Here is a 17,501-nt window from a genome sequence, read left to right as displayed (position 1 = left end):
GCTGAACTTGCTTGAAGCAGGCTATTTTTTCTGCTAACACACTTCTTCAACAAATACTATGAAGATTGCACTGGATGTGATGGGCGGCGACAATGCGCCCGATATTAACATGGACGGGGCGAAGCGGGCCCTGCAGGATTTCCCTCTCATTGAAAAAATCTATCTTGTGGGGAGGGAAGAGGTGGTGCGCAGCTCCTGTGACCGCTGGGGGCTTTCCGGCCCGCGCGTGGAAATCGTTCCCGCCGCGGAAGTGGTGGAAATGAATGAATCCGGGCTGCTGGCGGTAAGGAAAAAGAAAAACTCTTCCATGTCCGTCTCCGTGGACTTGGTCAAGACCGGGGATGCGGACGCCGTGGTCAGCGCGGGCAACACGGGCGCGGCCGTAGCGGCCGCCACCATCAAGCTCAGGCTGCTCGACGGCGTGGAGCGCGCGGGCATCGTGACCCAGCTTCCGAATGAATTCGGAGTCTGCAATGTGACGGACACCGGAGCCAATCCGGACGCCAAGCCCCGTCATCTGGTGGGCTATGCCGTTATGGCCAGCATTCTGGCGCGTTCCGTATACGGCAAGCCGATGCCCAAGGTGGGCGTCATGAGCAATGGCTCCGAGGATGAAAAGGGAACGGACTTTACCAAGGGAACTTTTTGTCTGTTGAAGCATCTGGAGGAGCGCGGCGCGCTCCCTTTTAAATTTGTGGGCAATGTGGAAGGCCACGATCTCTTTGAACATGAAATAGACGTGGCGCTGACGGACGGCTTTACCGGGAACGTCCTGCTGAAAACCTGCGAGGCCACCGCCAAGGCGTTCGGCAAATGGCTGAAGGAGGAACTTCAGGCAAACCCGCTCCGCATGATGGGAGCCGCCTGCGCTTCCGGCGCATTCCGCGCCATGAAGGCGCGCCTCTCTGCAGACTCCGTGGGGGGAAGCCCCCTGCTGGGCGTCCGGGGCGTGACGATCATTGCGCATGGCAGCTCCACCCCCGTCGCTATCCGCAATGCCCTGAGAGTCTCCATGGAAATGGTGCAGCAGGGTGTCAATCCCCTCATTGAAGAGGAGATGGCCAGGCTGGGCACTATTCCGGAGGTTTCCGAAGTGTACCCCAAATAATCAATCATGTTTCATTTTCTGAAAAAACATGCCGCAGCAGCGGCAAAAGAAGGAAAAAAACCGGAAGAGGCGGCCTCCGTGCCCCGCTCCCCCGGTGACCGACTGGACTCCAGCCTGGCGGTATCCGTGGGCCTGTGCGTGCTGGTCTTCATCGTTCTTCAATGGATGGGCAGTTACAGTCCCCATTGGGGGAAATCCGTCTGGCACCATGTGTCGGAAGCCTTTCTGCTCTTCTCCGTGACGCTGGCGCTGATGCCCATGTACTGGCTCTGCGCCGGTTCCCTGCGCAGGAAAAACAAAACCTTTGTCGTCACGTGGGGGGCCATTCTGGTCCAGCTCCTGTTCTTTGGCCTTATCCGGCATGTGACGGCTGATATTACGTCCGACATCGGCAACGAACTCCTGTACCTGCCCTATATGATGGCACCGCTGATTGTAACGGTGCTGCTGGGGCCGCTGCTGGGCATGTTCGCCACCATCTCCATCTGCATGCTCGGTGGATTCTTCATCCTGCCGGAGCAGTACGTACCGGAAAAGCAGGTCCAATTCTGGATCTTGAGCTCCCTCTCCGGCATGCTCACCGTGCTGCTTACCCATAACCTGCGGAACCGTGCCCAGTTGCTGCGTGCGGGCTTCTTCGTGGGGCTGCTCGTCATGGTATTGTGCTGCATCATGGGCGTCATCAATCTCCAGGCGTGGGACTACAACCTGGTAGGCGTACTGGTATGCCTGGCCGTGGCGTTTGGCGTAAGCATGCTGACCAGCGTGCTGATCAGCGGCGTACTGCCTATTATAGAAGGGGTCTTTAAAATCATTACGCCCATTTCCTGGCTGGAAATGGCGGACATGAACCGCCCGCTGATGAAGAGGCTGCAAATGGAAGCTCCGGGTACCTTCCACCACTGCCTGATGGTCGCCCAGCTGGCGGAAGCGGCGGCGGAAGCCATCGGCGCCAACCCCATTGAATGCCGGGTAGCGGCCTATTACCATGACATCGGCAAAATGCAGAACCCCCTCTACTTCATTGAAAACATCATGGACGGCCCCAACCCCCATGATGAGCTCACGCCCAGCATGAGCGCCCGCATCATCATCGACCACGTTCAGGACGGGGTGGAGCTGGCCAGGGCGAACAACCTTCCGCGTCCTCTGGTGGACGTTATTGAGCAGCATCACGGCACCTCGCTGGCCTACTTCTTTTACCGGAAGGCCCTTCAATACCGGGATGAAATTCTGAGCCGGGTGGAAAGCGGGCTGGCCTCTCCGGACGATGTGCCGGAAGTGGTGGAATCCAACTTCCGCTACAAGGGCCCCAACCCCCAGAGCAAGGAAACGGGCATCGTCAGCCTGGCGGACATCGTGGAAAGCGCCACGCGCTCCATGGGAAAAATCTCCTGTGAGGAAATGCAGAAAAGGGTGGATGAACTCCTGAAGCAGAGGGTGGTGGACGGCCATTTGGACGATTGCGGCCTTACCTTCGGGGATCTCAAGAAAATCCGCAACAGCTTCATCAAGACGCTGAAAAGCATTCACCACAACCGCATTGCGTATCCTTCCCACAATCCGGAGGCAAAAATTGAAAAGCCTGTTCTTCCTGTGGTGACTGCCATGAAGGAAGAGGAAAAAGCGGAGAAAAAGGAAAAGGAAGGCAAAGCTGTTCCGGAAATCATGGAACTGCCCGATGCCGGTCAGCAGGAAAAGCCCGCAGAGGTGGAGCAGAAGGACGGGACGGATACGGAGAAAAATGAAACCGCGTCTTGAACTTTATAATCATCTGGAAGAAGGGCGTCTCAGTCCGTCCGTTGCGGATGCCCTGGCCCGCGCCCTGGATGCCTGCCTCCCCGCTGTGCTGGCATTGCCTGAAGGCCCTGTGCCCGTCCTCTCCGTATTGGACGAGGTGGAAATAAGCGTGGTGGACGATGACGTGATCCGGGACGTGCACGCCCGTTTTCTGAATGATCCCACGGTGACGGACGTCATCACCTTCCCGCATGGGGACGGAATGGGGGAAATCATCGTCAGTTATGATACCGCCATCCGGCAGGCGTCGGAATTCAATGAGCCGGTTTTCAGGGAGCTCTTCCGGTACATGGTGCATGGTCTCCTGCACCTGCACGGCTACATAGACACGGAGCCGGAAGAACGGGAACGCATGTTCTCCCGTCAGGAACCGCTGGTGCGGGAATTCGGGACTGCCCTGGCAGGCATCTCTTTCCCGGATAACTGCTGACCCGGCGGCTGAAAGCGCGCTTTTAAAAGATACGGGCTTGCCAAGCCGAGATGAACTCTGTTAATCTTTTTCCGCACCATGCGTCCATAGCTCAGTTGGATAGAGCAACTGCCTTCTAAGCAGTGGGTCACTGGTTCGAATCCAGTTGGACGTGCCATCTTTCGGAACCCCGTATTCTTTTTAAGAAAAACGGGGTTCTTTCATGTGAGGGAAAAGTTTCTTTCATCGGTGGAAGCATCCCTGCAAGAACGGTGGCACGGGGCCGGAAATGGTGCAAATACGGATGGGCGGCCTGAATAAAGCGGCATTATCCCGTGTGGCTGTCTTGCTCCGTTGTCGGAAGAAATAGCAGTTCCCGTTCTTATCTTGTGCACGGAAAAGGGGGCCTCCTGTTCTTCAATCAATCCTGTTGGGCGATGGAACTGATGGAATGGGGGCCGTAGTTAAAAAATCCTTCTGCCGTCATCACACCGGAAGGGGAGGGAAGGGCCTCCGAATGGGCGCCATACTGGATGGAAAGAAACGGTTCAGACTGGCGGGAATACTGAGGCGTTCCGGAGATGGTCCGCGCACGGGGCTAGTGCATTCAATAGCGCATGTATTCACAGAAAGGGAACCGGGAGGCTGAATATTTTTTATTCTGACTGCCGGGTGCAAATCTCTGGGGTTCTGATGAAACCGGAAGTTTGGAGCGGATTTGAATATTCATCCTGAACGAGTACATTTACGCACAACTCCAGAATTTTATGCATGCCGTACATGGGAAGGTCGATCTCCGGATGGCGTTCCTGAAACTTGTGGATAATGCTCATTTCCGTCTCTGAAAAAATCACGGGAATGGTATTTGATATTTGAATTTTCCAGGGTTCGCCCTCACTCATCAGCTTGCCGATGAAAAGGGACTGGGTGACGGGAATGCTGCCGCGAAAGGCAAACCAGGTGTGCACGGTGCGGACGGAAACCCGGCATTGTTCCGCCAGCCATTGGCGCGTTTTACCGTGTGTGCGGAGCCATTCCTTGATTTTAAGCTTTTCAGGATTGTTTTCTTTCTCAGAGGAAGAAGCGTTTAAATCCGCATCGGCAGCCAGCTCCGGAATGATTCGGGAAAGTGCTTTTTTCGTATTGGCCGATATTTTGCGAACGCTCATCTGTGCGTAAAACGTCTGGGGCCGGATTCCTATTTCCTCCGCCAATTGGTAGGACTTGCGTTTTTGGCATTGCAGCCATTCCTTGACCATGGTGCGTATATCGTCGTCAGACATGAATTGATGCAGGTTATGTGATGAAAGAAAAAATAGGATGGCAGCGTTTGAAACGCTATTTTCTCTTTCCTTGGAACTGTTCCGGGATAGTGAACCCTGCTTTTAACTTTTGCTCTTGATGCTGGAAAGAGCATCCAAAGCCTCACTGGCCCATTCCGGAACGGTCAAACCGTGGCGTTCCGCTTCATTTCTGAACTTCTCATACTTTTGAGGAGTAACGGGAACATAAATACTGTTCGGGTTCTTGGTCTGCACCAAACGTGCGTGTTTGGCGTACTCCTCTTTCATGATTCTGATGATGAGGCGTTGTCGTGCACGGGGAATAGGAACAGTAGAAAGCCATTTATCAACCTGGCTTTTGCTAACGCCGCAAAGATCGGCGAACTCGTCACGTGTCATCTTCGTAAGGGCAAGAAACTTTCTGATGCTGGACTTCATTTCATCCATGCGCGCATTTTTCGCATTCAGAAAAATCTGGCAAGCCATTTCTGGCATATTTTCTATTTTAGAAAATAATATTGTCTTTGTGTATCCGAAAAGGTAAATCGTTTTTCCTAAATCCAATGAAACTCAAAAAAATGTGAATCCTGGAAGCGCCTGTTTTCTTATTTTAGACGAAAAACTTCATGTTTAATATTCTTCCTTCTTCAAGGTATTTTTACCGCTGTTCCGGAAAAGGAGCGCCCGTTGGGAGGGATCCTTTCTGGTTCATCTTCTTCTATTGGCTTGACGAAGCCCGTTCCGGGAGTACCGTGTTATCATGTTAAATTCCTCTTTATTCGCCTTGGGGTGTTCCGCGGTTTTTATGATGTCTGCGGGAATGCCTTTACTGGCTGCCTCTCCTGAAAAAAAAGAAAATAAAACTGCCGCTTCTGCGGATGCTCTTCCCACCCTTTCCCTGGAGGGATTGCCGGAAGTATGGCTGCAGGGAACGCCTGTCAAGGAATGGGAAAAGGACAAGGTATACATCTTTGAATTCTGGGCCACCTGGTGCGGACCGTGCCTGGCCGCCATGCCCCATATGGAACAACTGCATCAGGCATTTAAAGACAACCCGGGCATGCAGATCATAGGAGTCAATGTCATGGACCGGAAATCTCCGGAGGCTCTGAAGGAATTTTTAAAAAATCGGCCGTCTCCCCTTACTTACACAATGGCGGTGGATGTGGATGGAAAGAGAACCAGGGAAAAATGGCTGGCTCCTATGGATGTGAACGGCATTCCGCATGCCTTTGCCGTAAAGAACGGTAAACTCATCTGGCGCGGACATCCCGTAAAACTCTCGGAAGAAATCATGCAGGCCATGTTGAAACCTGATTTTTCCGCCGCTTCCCTTCCGTCGGAAAATTCTGATGCGGGCGCCCGTGAGTGGAAGCGTTATCGGGAAGTCTCGAAAAAGCTGGGCGAGGTGGTCCGGAAAGAAGGAAAACAGGGAGCCATGGCGTTTTTAAAGCAAATCCAGGATTCAAGGGAATTTCAACAGGATCAGATGATTCAACTGAAGATGATCCCGTTCATCGTACTAGCGGAAAAAGGAGAATTCCAGGAAGCTCAGTCGGTACTTGACAGCTTGTGCAAGGAATATCCGGACAACTACCGCGTGCAGATCAATGTGGCTGGAACCTTGATGGAAGGAAAATCAGTTCCTGCCGGCAAGATGGATGCCGCTCTGGTGGAGCGGTGTCTGAACCGTTGCATTGAAATCTCAAGGAAAGGCAACAAGGAAGCTTCCCTTCCCTGGCGTCTGATGGGTGAACTCCGGGAGCGGCAGGGCAACATGAAGGAAGCGCTTCGGGATATGGAAAAGGCGCTTTCCCTGACCTCCATCAGCAAGGCGTGGACGAAGCTGCAGCAGCTTTCGGGCAATTCGGAGACGTTCCAATCCCTTGTGGACCAGGTAGCTGAGGAAATTAAGCCGGAGCCTCCTCGGAAAATGCAGGAAATGGGGCCTGTGCAGGAAGACAAGGAATACACGCCCCTTTTCAGCAAGCTGAATTGGTTCAATCATCCCGGGCTGACGGGCTTGCCTTCTGACAAAACCGTATTTATCAGCTTCTGGAGAGGAGCTGCGAGGAACAATGGCATGTGGAGTGATGGAGCTCCGGGGAAAACGCTTGATGTAGTCCTGAAAAAATATGGTCTTCTGGACAATCCCAAGGTGAAGGCTGTGGTATTGGGTGTCATTCCGATGGATCAAAAACAGATGCAGGAATATCTGTCTGGTCCGGAAGGATGGACTGCCTACCCTGTCGGTATTCCGTCGGACCATTCCGTGATGGAACTTTTTGATTCCCTGAAGCTTAATTCGTTCCCTGCCGCCGCCGTCGTTCGTGACGGAACATTGCTGTGGGCAGGGGAAATTAAAAGGATGCCCGCGTGGGTGGCGGAAACGGCCCTCTGGGACTCTTTTGACAAGAACCGGTTTGCTGAGGAGGATGCGAAGCGCAAAGCTCATCAGCAGGCCCTGCAGGCTGTCATCAAAAAATCTTTTGAACTGCGCAAGGAAAAGAAATTTGATGAATACAAAAAACTGATTGAGGAAAACGCCGAGCGATTTGCCGATGACGGATGGTTTGCCTCTACAGTGGCGGAAGTTCAGGCGGGGAAAGCCTGGAAGGAGAAGGACTACCAAAAGGTGGCGGACATCATAGACCAAGTGCTGAAGCGTTTTCCGAAGGAAGACTCCCTGGCTTCTTACCTCCTGAAAATCCTGAATGGGTCGGATGAAATGCGTGGATACAACTATCAAGCGGCCCGGCATGCCCTCCAGATCATGAAAGACTTCAATACGCGGGATGACGGTGGTTATAATGCGGCTTGCTATCAAGTCATGATGGAAATGGCCATGGAGAAAAAAGACTACGCCCAGGCGAAAAAAGACGCTGTGAATGCACTCCGGGAATTACCCCTCATGCACCAGTATGTAGCCATGAAGAAAAAACAGGCGGAAGCTTAAGAATTCTGAAACGTTTAGGCCCCTTTCGTGATGAAAGGGGCCTTTTTTGCGGGAAAAGAGAAAAATGTAATACGTTAAGAATCAGTAATATTTAGAATTCTAAAAAAATCTCCGCAAAAACATATCGAAAAAAATTGACAAGGGAGGTGAAAATGGTAGACTTCTCGGCACGCCAACACGGCGACGGGATGAAAAGCCCGGCGGCAGGAGGGACTCGAAAGAGGGCCTGAATGAAGCCGGGGCCGGCCACCCGGAAGAGCCTCATTAAAGGGGCCGATAAGAAGATTTCAAGGGAATGACTACCGAACCCGCCGAGGGTTTTCCCGAATGCGTCGAGAGACGTGTGAGGGAGAAAAAACCCAAAGGAGCGACCTAGCTCCGAGAGGGGCGGATTGGTAGAAGCAAGGGGAAAGAAAAAAGGTCGTGACGCGCGCCGTGCTTGGCAGAGCGAAGAGGACTTCAAGAGACACAACTTGAGGGAAGAGCTGACTGAAGCATGGCGCAGATGAAATCGAAAGATTCCATTTGGTCCAGCAATTTCAAAAATTATATTTGATGGAGAGTTTGATTCTGGCTCAGAACGAACGCTGGCGGCGTGGATAAGACATGCAAGTCGAACGAGAGAATTGCTAGCTTGCTAATAATTCTCTAGTGGCGCACGGGTGAGTAACACGTGAGTAACCTGCCCCCAAGAGTGGGATAGCCCCGGGAAACTGGGATTAATACCGCATAAAATCGCAAGATTAAAGCAGCAATGCGCTTGGGGATGGGCTCGCGTCCTATTAGTTAGTTGGTGAGGTAACGGCTCACCAAGGCGATGACGGGTAGCCGGTCTGAGAGGATGTCCGGCCACACTGGAACTGAGACACGGTCCAGACACCTACGGGTGGCAGCAGTCGAGAATCATTCACAATGGGGGAAACCCTGATGGTGCGACGCCGCGTGGGGGAATGAAGGTCTTCGGATTGTAAACCCCTGTCATGTGGGAGCAAATTAAAAAGATAGTACCACAAGAGGAAGAGACGGCTAACTCTGTGCCAGCAGCCGCGGTAATACAGAGGTCTCAAGCGTTGTTCGGAATCACTGGGCGTAAAGCGTGCGTAGGCGGTTTCGTAAGTCGTGTGTGAAAGGCGGGGGCTCAACCCCCGGACTGCACATGATACTGCGAGACTAGAGTAATGGAGGGGGAACCGGAATTCTCGGTGTAGCAGTGAAATGCGTAGATATCGAGAGGAACACTCGTGGCGAAGGCGGGTTCCTGGACATTAACTGACGCTGAGGCACGAAGGCCAGGGGAGCGAAAGGGATTAGATACCCCTGTAGTCCTGGCAGTAAACGGTGCACGCTTGGTGTGCGGGGAATCGACCCCCTGCGTGCCGGAGCTAACGCGTTAAGCGTGCCGCCTGGGGAGTACGGTCGCAAGATTAAAACTCAAAGAAATTGACGGGGACCCGCACAAGCGGTGGAGTATGTGGCTTAATTCGATGCAACGCGAAGAACCTTACCTGGGCTTGACATGTAATGAACAACATGTGAAAGCATGCGACTCTTCGGAGGCGTTACACAGGTGCTGCATGGCCGTCGTCAGCTCGTGTCGTGAGATGTTTGGTTAAGTCCAGCAACGAGCGCAACCCCTGTTGCCAGTTACCAGCACGTAAAGGTGGGGACTCTGGCGAGACTGCCCAGATCAACTGGGAGGAAGGTGGGGACGACGTCAGGTCAGTATGGCCCTTATGCCCAGGGCTGCACACGTACTACAATGCCCAGTACAGAGGGGGCCGAAGCCGCGAGGCGGAGGAAATCCTAAAAACTGGGCCCAGTTCGGACTGTAGGCTGCAACCCGCCTACACGAAGCCGGAATCGCTAGTAATGGCGCATCAGCTACGGCGCCGTGAATACGTTCCCGGGTCTTGTACACACCGCCCGTCACATCATGGAAGCCGGTCGCACCCGAAGTATCTGAAGCCAACCGCAAGGAGGCAGGGTCCTAAGGTGAGACTGGTAACTGGGATGAAGTCGTAACAAGGTAGCCGTAGGGGAACCTGCGGCTGGATCACCTCCTTTCTATGGAGAAAGTGCATGAAAAATGCACAGGTCGGATCTCTTCCCGAGGGAAGAGAGAGCGGAACCCGCGAGGGCCCGCAACGAACCAAAGATGTGTAAACAGCCAGTTCGCTTGGAGCGAAACTAGGCACGACGTGCGTGACGACCTTTTTTCAAAAAGAACCGCAACTGGGGGTATAGCTCAGTTGGTAGAGCGCCAGCTTTGCAAGCTGGATGTCCGGGGTTCGAGTCCCCGTGCCTCCACCAGTTTCGGTAAGAAGGCGGGAGCCGGAAAACTTTAGTAACTAAACTTTAGTATTTGGTAACTGTCTCTCAGAGACCCAAAGCCGGGCCTGTAGCTCAGTTGGTTAGAGCACGCGCTTGATAAGCGCGGGGTCACAGGTTCAAGTCCTGTCAGGCCCACCAAAAAAATCGATTATTGAGGGAAAGCGAAAATTGACATCTGCGTGGCAAAGAAAACAATTGCTGAGAAGCAATTGCTTTCCAACAAAGTGGGTAGTTGAAAAACAACTACAATACACAATTTAAAACATGCATACCAAGAAATAAGACAATACAGTAAGTCACGAAAGGGCTTTGTGGTATTGTGGAAGTGGTAAAAAACTTTTGCAATATGATGAAGTAAGTAAGGGCGTACGGTGAATGCCTTGGTGCCAACAGGCGAAGAAGGACGCGGCAAGCTGCGAAAATCCTCGGGAAGCTGCAAGCAAGCGATGATCCGGGGGTATCCGAATGGGGTAACCTGATCGAGGCAATACTCGATCGTTCATACCTGAATACATAGGGTATGAAACGCGAAACCCGCTGAAGTGAAACATCTCAGTAAGCGGAGGAAAAGAAAGAGAAATCGATTCCGTAAGTAGTGGCGAGCGAAAGCGGATGGAGCCCAAACCGAAGGTACTCCTTCGGGGTTGTAGGACCACGAGATATTCGACCATACTGGATAGTAGAACAGCCTGGAAAGGCTGGCCGTAGAAGGTGAAAGCCCTGTAGACGAAATCCAGCGTGGGAATTAGTGGAATCCTGAGTAATACATCACACGTGGAACGATGTATGAATCAGCGCGGACCACCGCGCAAGGCTAAATACTAGTTGGCGACCGATAGTGAACAAGTACCGCGAGGGAAAGGTGAAAAGAACCGCTGTGAGCGGAGTGAAATAGAACCTGAAACCGTATGTCTACAAAGTGTCAGAGCAGAGCAATCTGCGATGGCGTGCCTTTTGTTTAATGAGTCTGCGAGTCAGTGTTTGTGGCAAGACTAAGGGCTTCCGGCCCGGAGTCGCAGCGAAAGCAAGTCCGAATAGGGCGAATTAAGTCGCAGGTACTGGACCCGAAGCGGAGGTGACCTACCCTTGGCCAGGTTGAAGCATGGGTAAAACCATGTGGAGGACCGAACAGGTGAACGTTGAAAAGTTCTCTGATGAGCTGAGGGTAGGAGTGAAAGGCTAATCAAACCCCGTGATAGCTGGTTCTCTTCGAAATGCATTTAGGTGCAGCGTCACGTGCTGATGCGCGGGGGTAGAGCACTGACAAGGCTAGGGGGCACACCCGCTTACCAAACCTTATCAAACTCCGAATACCGTGCAATGGAACGTGGCAGTGAGACAGTGGGGGATAAGCTTCATTGTCGAGAGGGAAACAACCCAGACCAGCAGCTAAGGTGCCTAAATAACGCTCAGTGGAAAGGATGTGGGATTACACAGACAGTGAGGATGTTGGCTTAGAAGCAGCCACCATTTAAAAAATGCGTAATAGCTTACTCATCGAGTGATCCTGCGCCGAAAATGATTGGCGATCAAGCGTTATACCGAAGCTCTGGACTTTACCTTACGGTAGAGTGGTAGAAGAGCGTTGCATGCGCGTTGAAGGGTGATGGCGACTGACCCTGGAGCACATGCAAGTGAGTATGCAGACATGAGTAACGTAAAGCCGGGTGAAATCCCCGGCCGCCGTAAACCCGAGGTTTCCAGGGCAACGTGTTTCGTCCCTGGGTTAGCCGGGACCTAAGCCGAGGCCGAGAGGCGTAGGCGATGGATATCAGGTTAATAATCCTGAGCTCGCGACCCTTAAACTGGGGGGACGCATGAGAAAAGATGACTAGGTTATTGAATTCCGAGTTGAGTCCACGGACTCAGCGCATCATTGGATCGAGTGCCAAGAAAAGCCCCAGCGTATGCTAAGCGACCCGTACCGCAAACCGACACAGGTGGGTGGGTAGAATATACCAAGGCGTAAGAGTGAAACCTGGTTAAGGAACTCGGCAAATTAGCCCCGTAACTTCGGAAGAAGGGGTGCCTGCAGCGATGCAGGCCGCAGAGAAATGGCCCAACCGACTGTTTATCAAAAACACAGCACTCTGCAAAGACGCAAGTCGAAGTATAGGGTGTGACACGTGACCAATGCCGAAAGATTAAGGCAAGGGGTTAGCCGCAAGGCGAAGCTCTGAACCCAAGTCCCGGTGAATGTCGGCCGTAACTATAACGGTCCTAAGGTAGCGAAATTCCTTGTCGGGTAAGTTCCGACCTGCACGAATCGTGAAACGAGTTGGGCACTGTCTCAACCAGGCGCTCAGTGAAATTGTAGTGGCGGTGAAGATGCCGCCTACCCGCAGAAGGACGGAAAGACCCTATAGACCTTAACTGTAAGCTGTCATTGTTTCTTCGGTTTTAATGCTCAGAGTAAGTGGGAGACGCTGAAGACGCCCTTTAGGGGGCGTCGGAGTCATCAATGAGACACCACCCTTTGAAACTGGAGGATCTAACCCTGAGCCGTGAATCCGGCCAGAGGACCGTGTCAGCCGGTCAGTTTTACTGGGGCGGTATCCTCCCAAAGAGTAACGGAGGAGCGCGAAGGTGGGCTCAGCCCGGTTGGCAACCGGGTGTCGAGTGCATGGGCATAAGCCCGCCTAACTGTGAGACCAACAAGTCGAGCAGATGCGAAAGCAGGCCCAAGTGATCCGGCGGTAGAAAGTGGAATTGCCGTCGCTCAACGGATAAAAGGTACCTTAGGGATAACAGGCTGATCACGCCCAAGAGTTCATATCGACGGCGTGGTTTGGCACCTCGATGTCGGCTCGTCGCATCCTGGGGCTGGAGAAGGTCCCAAGGGTCCGGCTGTTCGCCGGTTAAAGCGGCACGCGAGCTGGGTTCAGAACGTCGCGAGACAGTTCGGTCCTCTATCCTCTGTGGGCGTTGGAAAATTGAGGGGTTCAGACCTTAGTACGAGAGGACCGGGTCTGACGCACCACTGGTGCATCGGTTGTACTGTCAAGTGCATGGCCGAGTAGCTAAGTGCGGACGGGATAAGCGCTGAAAGCATCTAAGCGCCAAGCCCATCCCAAGATGAGTTTTCCCTATAGGTTCGTGGAAGACCACCACGTTGATAGGTCGCAGGTGTAAGTGCAGCAATGTATTGAGCCAAGCGATACTAATCACCAATAGACTTCATCATATTACATCACTCCCGTTCGTGAATAACAACTTGCTGTTGTCTTGTTCATTGGATGTATGTTTAAAAGTAACACCACCAGCCACGCAGATGTCAGTTTACGCTGATTCCTTCCCCTCGTAACGAGAGGAAATCTTCTTAGCCACACACACAACAACCCTTAAAAAATCCCCCTCAAAGCCCCCCCAAGGGCTCCCGGGCAGGCAGGATGAAGAAAATGAAAAACTCTTCCCCCTGAAGCCCGGTGGCCAGAGCGCAGTGGTCCCACCCGGTCCCGTTCCGAACCCGGAAGTGAAACGCTGCCGCGCCAATGGTAGTCGGACGATAGGTCCCGCAAGAGTAGGTCGCCGCCGGGATTTTTTTTCATCAGGCCCCGCCAGTTCCTCAACTGGCGGGGCTTGTTCGTTTTCTTGATGGCGCGATCTTGAATCTCCTTCTCTTCCTATACTTTGCTAAAAGGAACTGAAGGAGGATGAGGCAAACAAGGAGGACGGCTATCCCTGTCGTAATAGAGTTCTTACCTTACGTAACATTTTCTTAACTATCACTCTTTCTTTATTAACGGTTTAAGAATATTCCTGCTATTGACGGCACCCGTTCTTCCATCAAAAATGGCGGCGTATGAAATCCCATATCATTCAGAAGCCCGTTGCGGTCATCCTGGGGAACGCCGGCAACATAGGATACCTCGCCGCCAAGGCGTTTGCGTGCCGGGGAACTGTGGTTGCCATGCTGCATGAAGCCGGTGAAGAGTCTTCCCGCGTGGTGGACTGTCTGCCAGGGGGCAATCACTTTGGCATGTCGGGCTGTCTGGGCCATCCTCCGGATCTGGCTTCCTTCGCAGGGCTGGTACATACCCTCTATGGACGAGTCGATTATTTGATCAACTGTGAGGATGCCGCGGTTGAGGTGCAGGGCCTGAATTGTTCCGCACGCAGTCGCCTGTCCATTCTGCTTGAGCACGCTTTTGTTTCCGGCGCCATGATTGTGAATATGGTCTCCCGTTCCGGAAGAAAGGTAAGATGGAGGGAACAATGTTGGAAGGAAGATGCCGCAGGGTTGGAGAATTGTCTGAATAGGAAGGACGTCAGGATAAACCAGGTTGTGATTCACCGTCCGGTATTTCGGCACGTCTCCCAGTCCAGGCTGGCTTCCTCCGCGTGTGCGGCGGCGTTATTTCTGTGCGGGAGGGAAGGGCGTCATATTCACCGTGAATACATCGTTGTCAATGGAAGAAAAGCCGCTTGGAAGCCCGGCATGAGGACGGAAGCATCTCTTTCCTTGTTCAACTCCTGTCTGGAATTTTGTTCCGTCTGTTCCCGAACGGTATTCCGGGATGCCTGACAGGCATGCCATATTTCTGTATTCTGTCGTGACAAAAAGTGTCTGTTAATATAGTATATTTCCAAGTAAGGTTATGAAGTTTCAAGGTCTTTATACAGCAATTGTGACTCCGTTTGTCGGCAATCGGGTCGATGAAGAGGCTTTTAGAATGCTTGTGGAAGCCCAGGTGGCTGCCGGCGTGGCCGGCATTGTGGCCGTCGGCACCACGGGTGAATCCCCCACCTTGACTGTAAAAGAACACTTGAGGGTGATTGAACTGGCCGTGGAGAGCGCGGCAGGCCGCATTCAGGTAGTTGCAGGTACGGGGGCCAATTCTACCGCGGAGGCCATCCATATGACCCAGGAGGCGGAGAAGATGGGCGTGGACGGTACGCTTCAGGTGTGCCCTTATTACAACAAGCCTTCCCAGGATGGCGTTTATGCCCATTTCAAGGCCATTGCGGACGCCACCCGCCTGCCGATCATGCTGTACAGCATCCCGGGCCGTTGCGGTATTGAAATCAGCGTGGAGACGGTGGGACGCCTGGCAAAGGACTGTCCCCACATTATTTGCGTGAAAGAGGCCGGCGGCAGCGTGGACCGCGTGAACCAGCTGATGCAGGTGGTTCCGGAAGATTTTACCGTCCTGTGCGGTGATGACGGCCTGACGGTTCCCTTTATGGCCTGTGGCGCCAGTGGCTTGGTTTCCGTAACGTCCAATCTGGTTCCCGGAATCATGAATTCCATCGTGAAAGCCGGCCTGGATCAGAATATGGGTGAAATGCTTTCCCTCCAGAAAACATTTTATCCACTGATGAAGGGCCTCATGACACTGGATTCCAACCCCGTCCCGATCAAGGCGGCGCTGGCGCTGAGGGGGGATATCCAGCCCGGCGTGCGGCTTCCGCTGGTTCCTTTGCCGGAAGAAAAGGAAGCCCAGCTTTCCGCGCTTCTTCAACGTTTCAACGTTCTTTGATATCTCAACTATATGATTTCCATTCTTGTTACAGGCATTTCGGGCCGCATGGGCCAGGCTGTCCAGGAGGCGGTGACGCAGAATCCGGACACCTGCGTGGGCGCCACGTACGACCAGGGGCAGGAGCTTTATCCGGCTCTCGCCAAATGCGACGTCGCCATTGATTTTTCCCACCATGCTTTCACCAGCACCCTGCTGGCGGAAGCCGTAGCCAATAACAAGCCCCTGGTGATAGGCACCACGGGGCATACGGAGCTGGAACGTCAGGAGATTATGGATGCAGCCGCATCCATCCCGATCGTATTCGCGTCCAACTATTCCGCAGGAGTAAACGCCCTGTTCTGGCTGACGCGCAAGGCGGCCCAGATCCTGGGCGGCAGCTGCGACATTGAGGTGATGGAAATGCATCACCGCCACAAGATTGACGCTCCTTCCGGCACGGCCCGGACGCTGGCGGAAATCCTGTCCGGCGCCATTGGCAGGAATTATGAAGACAGCGTGGTTTTTGGCCGCGAAGGCCTGGTGGGTCCCCGTCCCGCCAATGAAATAGGCATGCATTCCCTGCGCGGAGGGGATGTAGTAGGAGACCATACCGTGGTGTTCGCCTCTGACGGAGAACGTTTGGAGCTTACCCACAAGGCATCCAGCCGCATGACGTTTGCCTCCGGAGCGGTCCGTGCAGCTCTCTGGCTGCAGGGCAGGGAACCGGGGCTGTATACCATGGAAGACGTTCTGGGCCTTTCCCAATTATAATTTTTCCGCATCATGGTCGTCTCCCCTTCCCGGAACGGCCATGATGCCTTTTTTGCTGATGAAGAGAGCCGGCATCGCACTGGGATCCAATATGGGGGACAAAAACAGCCTGATGGTTCAGGCCAGGGACCATCTGCTGAAGATGAGCCTGTCCGACGATCCTTTCCTGCAATCCTCCCTGTATGCTACCAGTCCGCAGGGATGTCCGCATGGCGCGGATGATTATTTGAATGCCGTGGTGGAGTTCACCTGGCCCGGTACGGTGGAAGAACTGCTGGTGCATTGCCAGGGCATAGAACGCGCCCTGGGACGCATCCGCTCCGGAATCCGCTGCGAACCCCGTACGGCGGACGTGGACATCATTTACGCGGGGGACATGGTGGTCAACGATCCGCCCCGCCTGATTCTCCCCCATCCCAGGGCTCATTTGAGAAAATTTGTCTTGAAGCCTCTTTCCGACATCAGGCCGGACCTCATTCTGCCCCGCCAGGCTAAAACGGTTTCCTGCCTGCTGGCGGAACTGGATACGGATGAGGCTGACCCGCTCCTGGTATCGGAACGCTGGTAACTGCATGTTTATAGAACATCATGAATCAATCTCTTGAAAAAGCGGAACGCATCCGCGCCTGCAAGAACAGGCGGCACGTGACGCTGGTGACTGCTTATGACTACCCTACGGGCCGCCTTCTGGATGAGGCCGGCGTGGATATTGTGCTGGTAGGCGATTCCGTGGGAATGGTGCTTCTGGGGTTTCCGGATACCACCCATGTGACGCTGGACCACATGATTCACCATGTGGAAGCCACGGCGCGCGGCGTGAAGAATGCCCTGCTGGTGGGAGATATGCCCATTCATACCTATGATACGGTGGAGCAGGCCGTGCAGTCTGCAAGGAGGCTGTTCCAGGCCGGAGCGGACGCCGTCAAGCTGGAGGGGGGAGCCGCCCAGGCGGAAAAGATCCGTGCCATTGTGGATGCCGGCATTCCCGCGGTAGGGCATATCGGCCTCTTGCCGCAAAAGGTGCTGGAGGAAGGCGGATATAAAATCAAAGGGAAATCCTCCGCTGAGGAGGAAGCCCTGGTGAAGGATGTGGAAGCCGTGGCGGAGGCGGGTGCCTGCGCTGTGGTCGTGGAGGGCGTGACGCCTCATGCGGCCCGCCAGATTACCGTGCATTCCCCCATTCCCACGCTGGGCATCGGTTCCGGCGCGCATACGTGTGACGGGGACGTGGTGGTGATTCATGACCTGGTGGGGGCGTTCCCGTGGTTTGTCCCGGCCTTCGTCAAACCGCGAGCGGATGTGGCCGGCAGCATGACTGCCGCCGTCAGGGAATGGATGAAGGATTCCTATACGGACCCCGGCTCCATCAGTTCATAACAGT

The 17,501-nt window shown here is 53.7% G+C and carries 11 protein-coding genes, 3 tRNA genes and 3 rRNA genes; 14 read left to right on the top strand and 3 right to left on the bottom strand.

Going from position 1 to position 17,501, the window contains the following annotated elements:
- Positions 1–58 precede the first annotated feature (58 nt).
- The 4 genes from plsX to M8N44_RS13375 all read left to right on the top strand — a co-directional run bounded on the left by plsX (position 59) and on the right by M8N44_RS13375 (position 3,495).
- Positions 59–1,108, top strand: coding sequence for a phosphate acyltransferase PlsX (plsX, locus tag M8N44_RS13390; RefSeq protein ID WP_022397822.1), 1,050 nt, complete (start codon positions 59–61; stop codon positions 1,106–1,108).
- A 6-nt stretch (positions 1,109–1,114) separates the two neighbouring features.
- A complete protein-coding gene (locus M8N44_RS13385) occupies positions 1,115–2,869 on the top strand; it encodes an HD family phosphohydrolase (protein ID WP_102728512.1) in 1,755 nt (584 codons plus the stop codon).
- The gene (gene ybeY, locus M8N44_RS13380) at positions 2,853–3,338 is read left to right on the top strand and encodes an rRNA maturation RNase YbeY (protein ID WP_180975201.1); all 486 of its coding nucleotides are present in this window, start codon (positions 2,853–2,855) and stop codon (positions 3,336–3,338) included. Before M8N44_RS13385 ends, ybeY begins: the two co-directional genes overlap by 17 nt.
- An 80-nt stretch (positions 3,339–3,418) precedes the next feature.
- Positions 3,419–3,495: transfer RNA gene (locus tag M8N44_RS13375), tRNA-Arg, on the top strand.
- A 478-nt stretch (positions 3,496–3,973) separates the two neighbouring features.
- On the opposite strand, the gene M8N44_RS13370 is transcribed toward M8N44_RS13375, so the two are convergent.
- A complete protein-coding gene (locus tag M8N44_RS13370; protein WP_146020157.1) occupies positions 3,974–4,600 on the bottom strand; it encodes a hypothetical protein in 627 nt (208 codons plus the stop codon).
- A gap of 102 nt (positions 4,601–4,702) precedes the next feature.
- Complete coding sequence (locus M8N44_RS13365) at positions 4,703–5,095, bottom strand: helix-turn-helix domain-containing protein (RefSeq protein ID WP_022395910.1); 393 nt, start codon at positions 5,093–5,095, stop codon at positions 4,703–4,705.
- A 325-nt stretch (positions 5,096–5,420) separates the two neighbouring features.
- Here M8N44_RS13365 and M8N44_RS13360 point away from each other — a divergent pair, with 325 nt between their 5' ends.
- The 6 genes from M8N44_RS13360 (at position 5,421) to rrf (ending at position 13,424) form a co-directional block, all read left to right on the top strand.
- Positions 5,421–7,556: a TlpA disulfide reductase family protein gene (locus tag M8N44_RS13360; protein ID WP_180973693.1), complete on the top strand. Its 2,136-nt coding sequence runs from the start codon at positions 5,421–5,423 to the stop codon at positions 7,554–7,556.
- Between the two features lie 552 nt (positions 7,557–8,108).
- Positions 8,109–9,620, top strand: a 16S ribosomal RNA gene (locus M8N44_RS13355).
- A 170-nt stretch (positions 9,621–9,790) separates the two neighbouring features.
- Positions 9,791–9,866: transfer RNA gene (locus M8N44_RS13350), tRNA-Ala, on the top strand.
- Between the two features lie 82 nt (positions 9,867–9,948).
- A tRNA-Ile gene (locus tag M8N44_RS13345) sits at positions 9,949–10,025 on the top strand.
- A gap of 210 nt (positions 10,026–10,235) precedes the next feature.
- A 23S ribosomal RNA gene (locus tag M8N44_RS13340) occupies positions 10,236–13,071 on the top strand.
- Positions 13,072–13,308: 237 nt separating this feature from the next.
- A 5S ribosomal RNA gene (gene rrf, locus M8N44_RS13335) occupies positions 13,309–13,424 on the top strand.
- Together the 16S, 23S and 5S rRNA genes with 2 tRNA genes alongside form the textbook arrangement of a ribosomal RNA operon.
- A gap of 202 nt (positions 13,425–13,626) precedes the next feature.
- Here the strand turns inward: rrf and M8N44_RS13330 are convergent.
- Positions 13,627–14,181 (bottom strand): hypothetical protein, encoded by a 555-nt coding sequence (locus M8N44_RS13330; protein ID WP_146021202.1) that lies wholly within the window; start codon positions 14,179–14,181, stop codon positions 13,627–13,629.
- 304 nt (positions 14,182–14,485) lie between these two features.
- Between M8N44_RS13330 and dapA the strand changes: the two genes are divergently transcribed.
- The 4 genes from dapA to panB are packed head-to-tail and all read left to right on the top strand — an operon-like array spanning position 14,486 to position 17,497.
- A complete protein-coding gene (gene dapA / locus M8N44_RS13325; protein ID WP_022396966.1) occupies positions 14,486–15,367 on the top strand; it encodes a 4-hydroxy-tetrahydrodipicolinate synthase in 882 nt (293 codons plus the stop codon).
- A 12-nt stretch (positions 15,368–15,379) separates the two neighbouring features.
- Positions 15,380–16,120, top strand: coding sequence for a 4-hydroxy-tetrahydrodipicolinate reductase (dapB, locus tag M8N44_RS13320; protein WP_102722906.1), 741 nt, complete (start codon positions 15,380–15,382; stop codon positions 16,118–16,120).
- A 40-nt stretch (positions 16,121–16,160) separates the two neighbouring features.
- Entirely contained in the window at positions 16,161–16,688 is a 528-nt protein-coding gene (gene folK / locus M8N44_RS13315; RefSeq protein WP_022396964.1) for a 2-amino-4-hydroxy-6-hydroxymethyldihydropteridine diphosphokinase, read from the top strand.
- Between the two features lie 20 nt (positions 16,689–16,708).
- Positions 16,709–17,497, top strand: coding sequence for a 3-methyl-2-oxobutanoate hydroxymethyltransferase (gene panB / locus M8N44_RS13310; RefSeq protein WP_102729116.1), 789 nt, complete (start codon positions 16,709–16,711; stop codon positions 17,495–17,497).
- The last annotated feature ends 4 nt before the right edge of the window (positions 17,498–17,501 follow it).

Origin of the sequence: Akkermansia massiliensis (assembly GCF_023516715.1) — a bacterium.
GTDB lineage: Bacteria > Verrucomicrobiota > Verrucomicrobiia > Verrucomicrobiales > Akkermansiaceae > Akkermansia > Akkermansia massiliensis.
The sequence above is the reverse complement of the archived record's forward strand: the minus strand, read 5'-3'. Positions and strand labels throughout refer to the sequence as shown.

Bases quoted from the DNA above. Each gene is read 5' to 3' on its own strand.
- plsX (WP_022397822.1), top strand. From the start codon at position 59: ATGAAGATTGCACTGGATGTGATGGGCGGCGACAATGCGCCCGATATT.
- M8N44_RS13385 (WP_102728512.1), top strand. From the start codon at position 1,115: ATGTTTCATTTTCTGAAAAAACATGCCGCAGCAGCGGCAAAAGAAGGA.
- ybeY (WP_180975201.1), top strand. From the start codon at position 2,853: ATGAAACCGCGTCTTGAACTTTATAATCATCTGGAAGAAGGGCGTCTC.
- M8N44_RS13370 (WP_146020157.1), bottom strand. From the start codon at position 4,600: ATGTCTGACGACGATATACGCACCATGGTCAAGGAATGGCTGCAATGC.
- M8N44_RS13365 (WP_022395910.1), bottom strand. From the start codon at position 5,095: ATGCCAGAAATGGCTTGCCAGATTTTTCTGAATGCGAAAAATGCGCGC.
- M8N44_RS13360 (WP_180973693.1), top strand. From the start codon at position 5,421: ATGCCTTTACTGGCTGCCTCTCCTGAAAAAAAAGAAAATAAAACTGCC.
- dapA (WP_022396966.1), top strand. From the start codon at position 14,486: ATGAAGTTTCAAGGTCTTTATACAGCAATTGTGACTCCGTTTGTCGGC.
- dapB (WP_102722906.1), top strand. From the start codon at position 15,380: ATGATTTCCATTCTTGTTACAGGCATTTCGGGCCGCATGGGCCAGGCT.
- folK (WP_022396964.1), top strand. From the start codon at position 16,161: ATGATGCCTTTTTTGCTGATGAAGAGAGCCGGCATCGCACTGGGATCC.
- panB (WP_102729116.1), top strand. From the start codon at position 16,709: ATGAATCAATCTCTTGAAAAAGCGGAACGCATCCGCGCCTGCAAGAAC.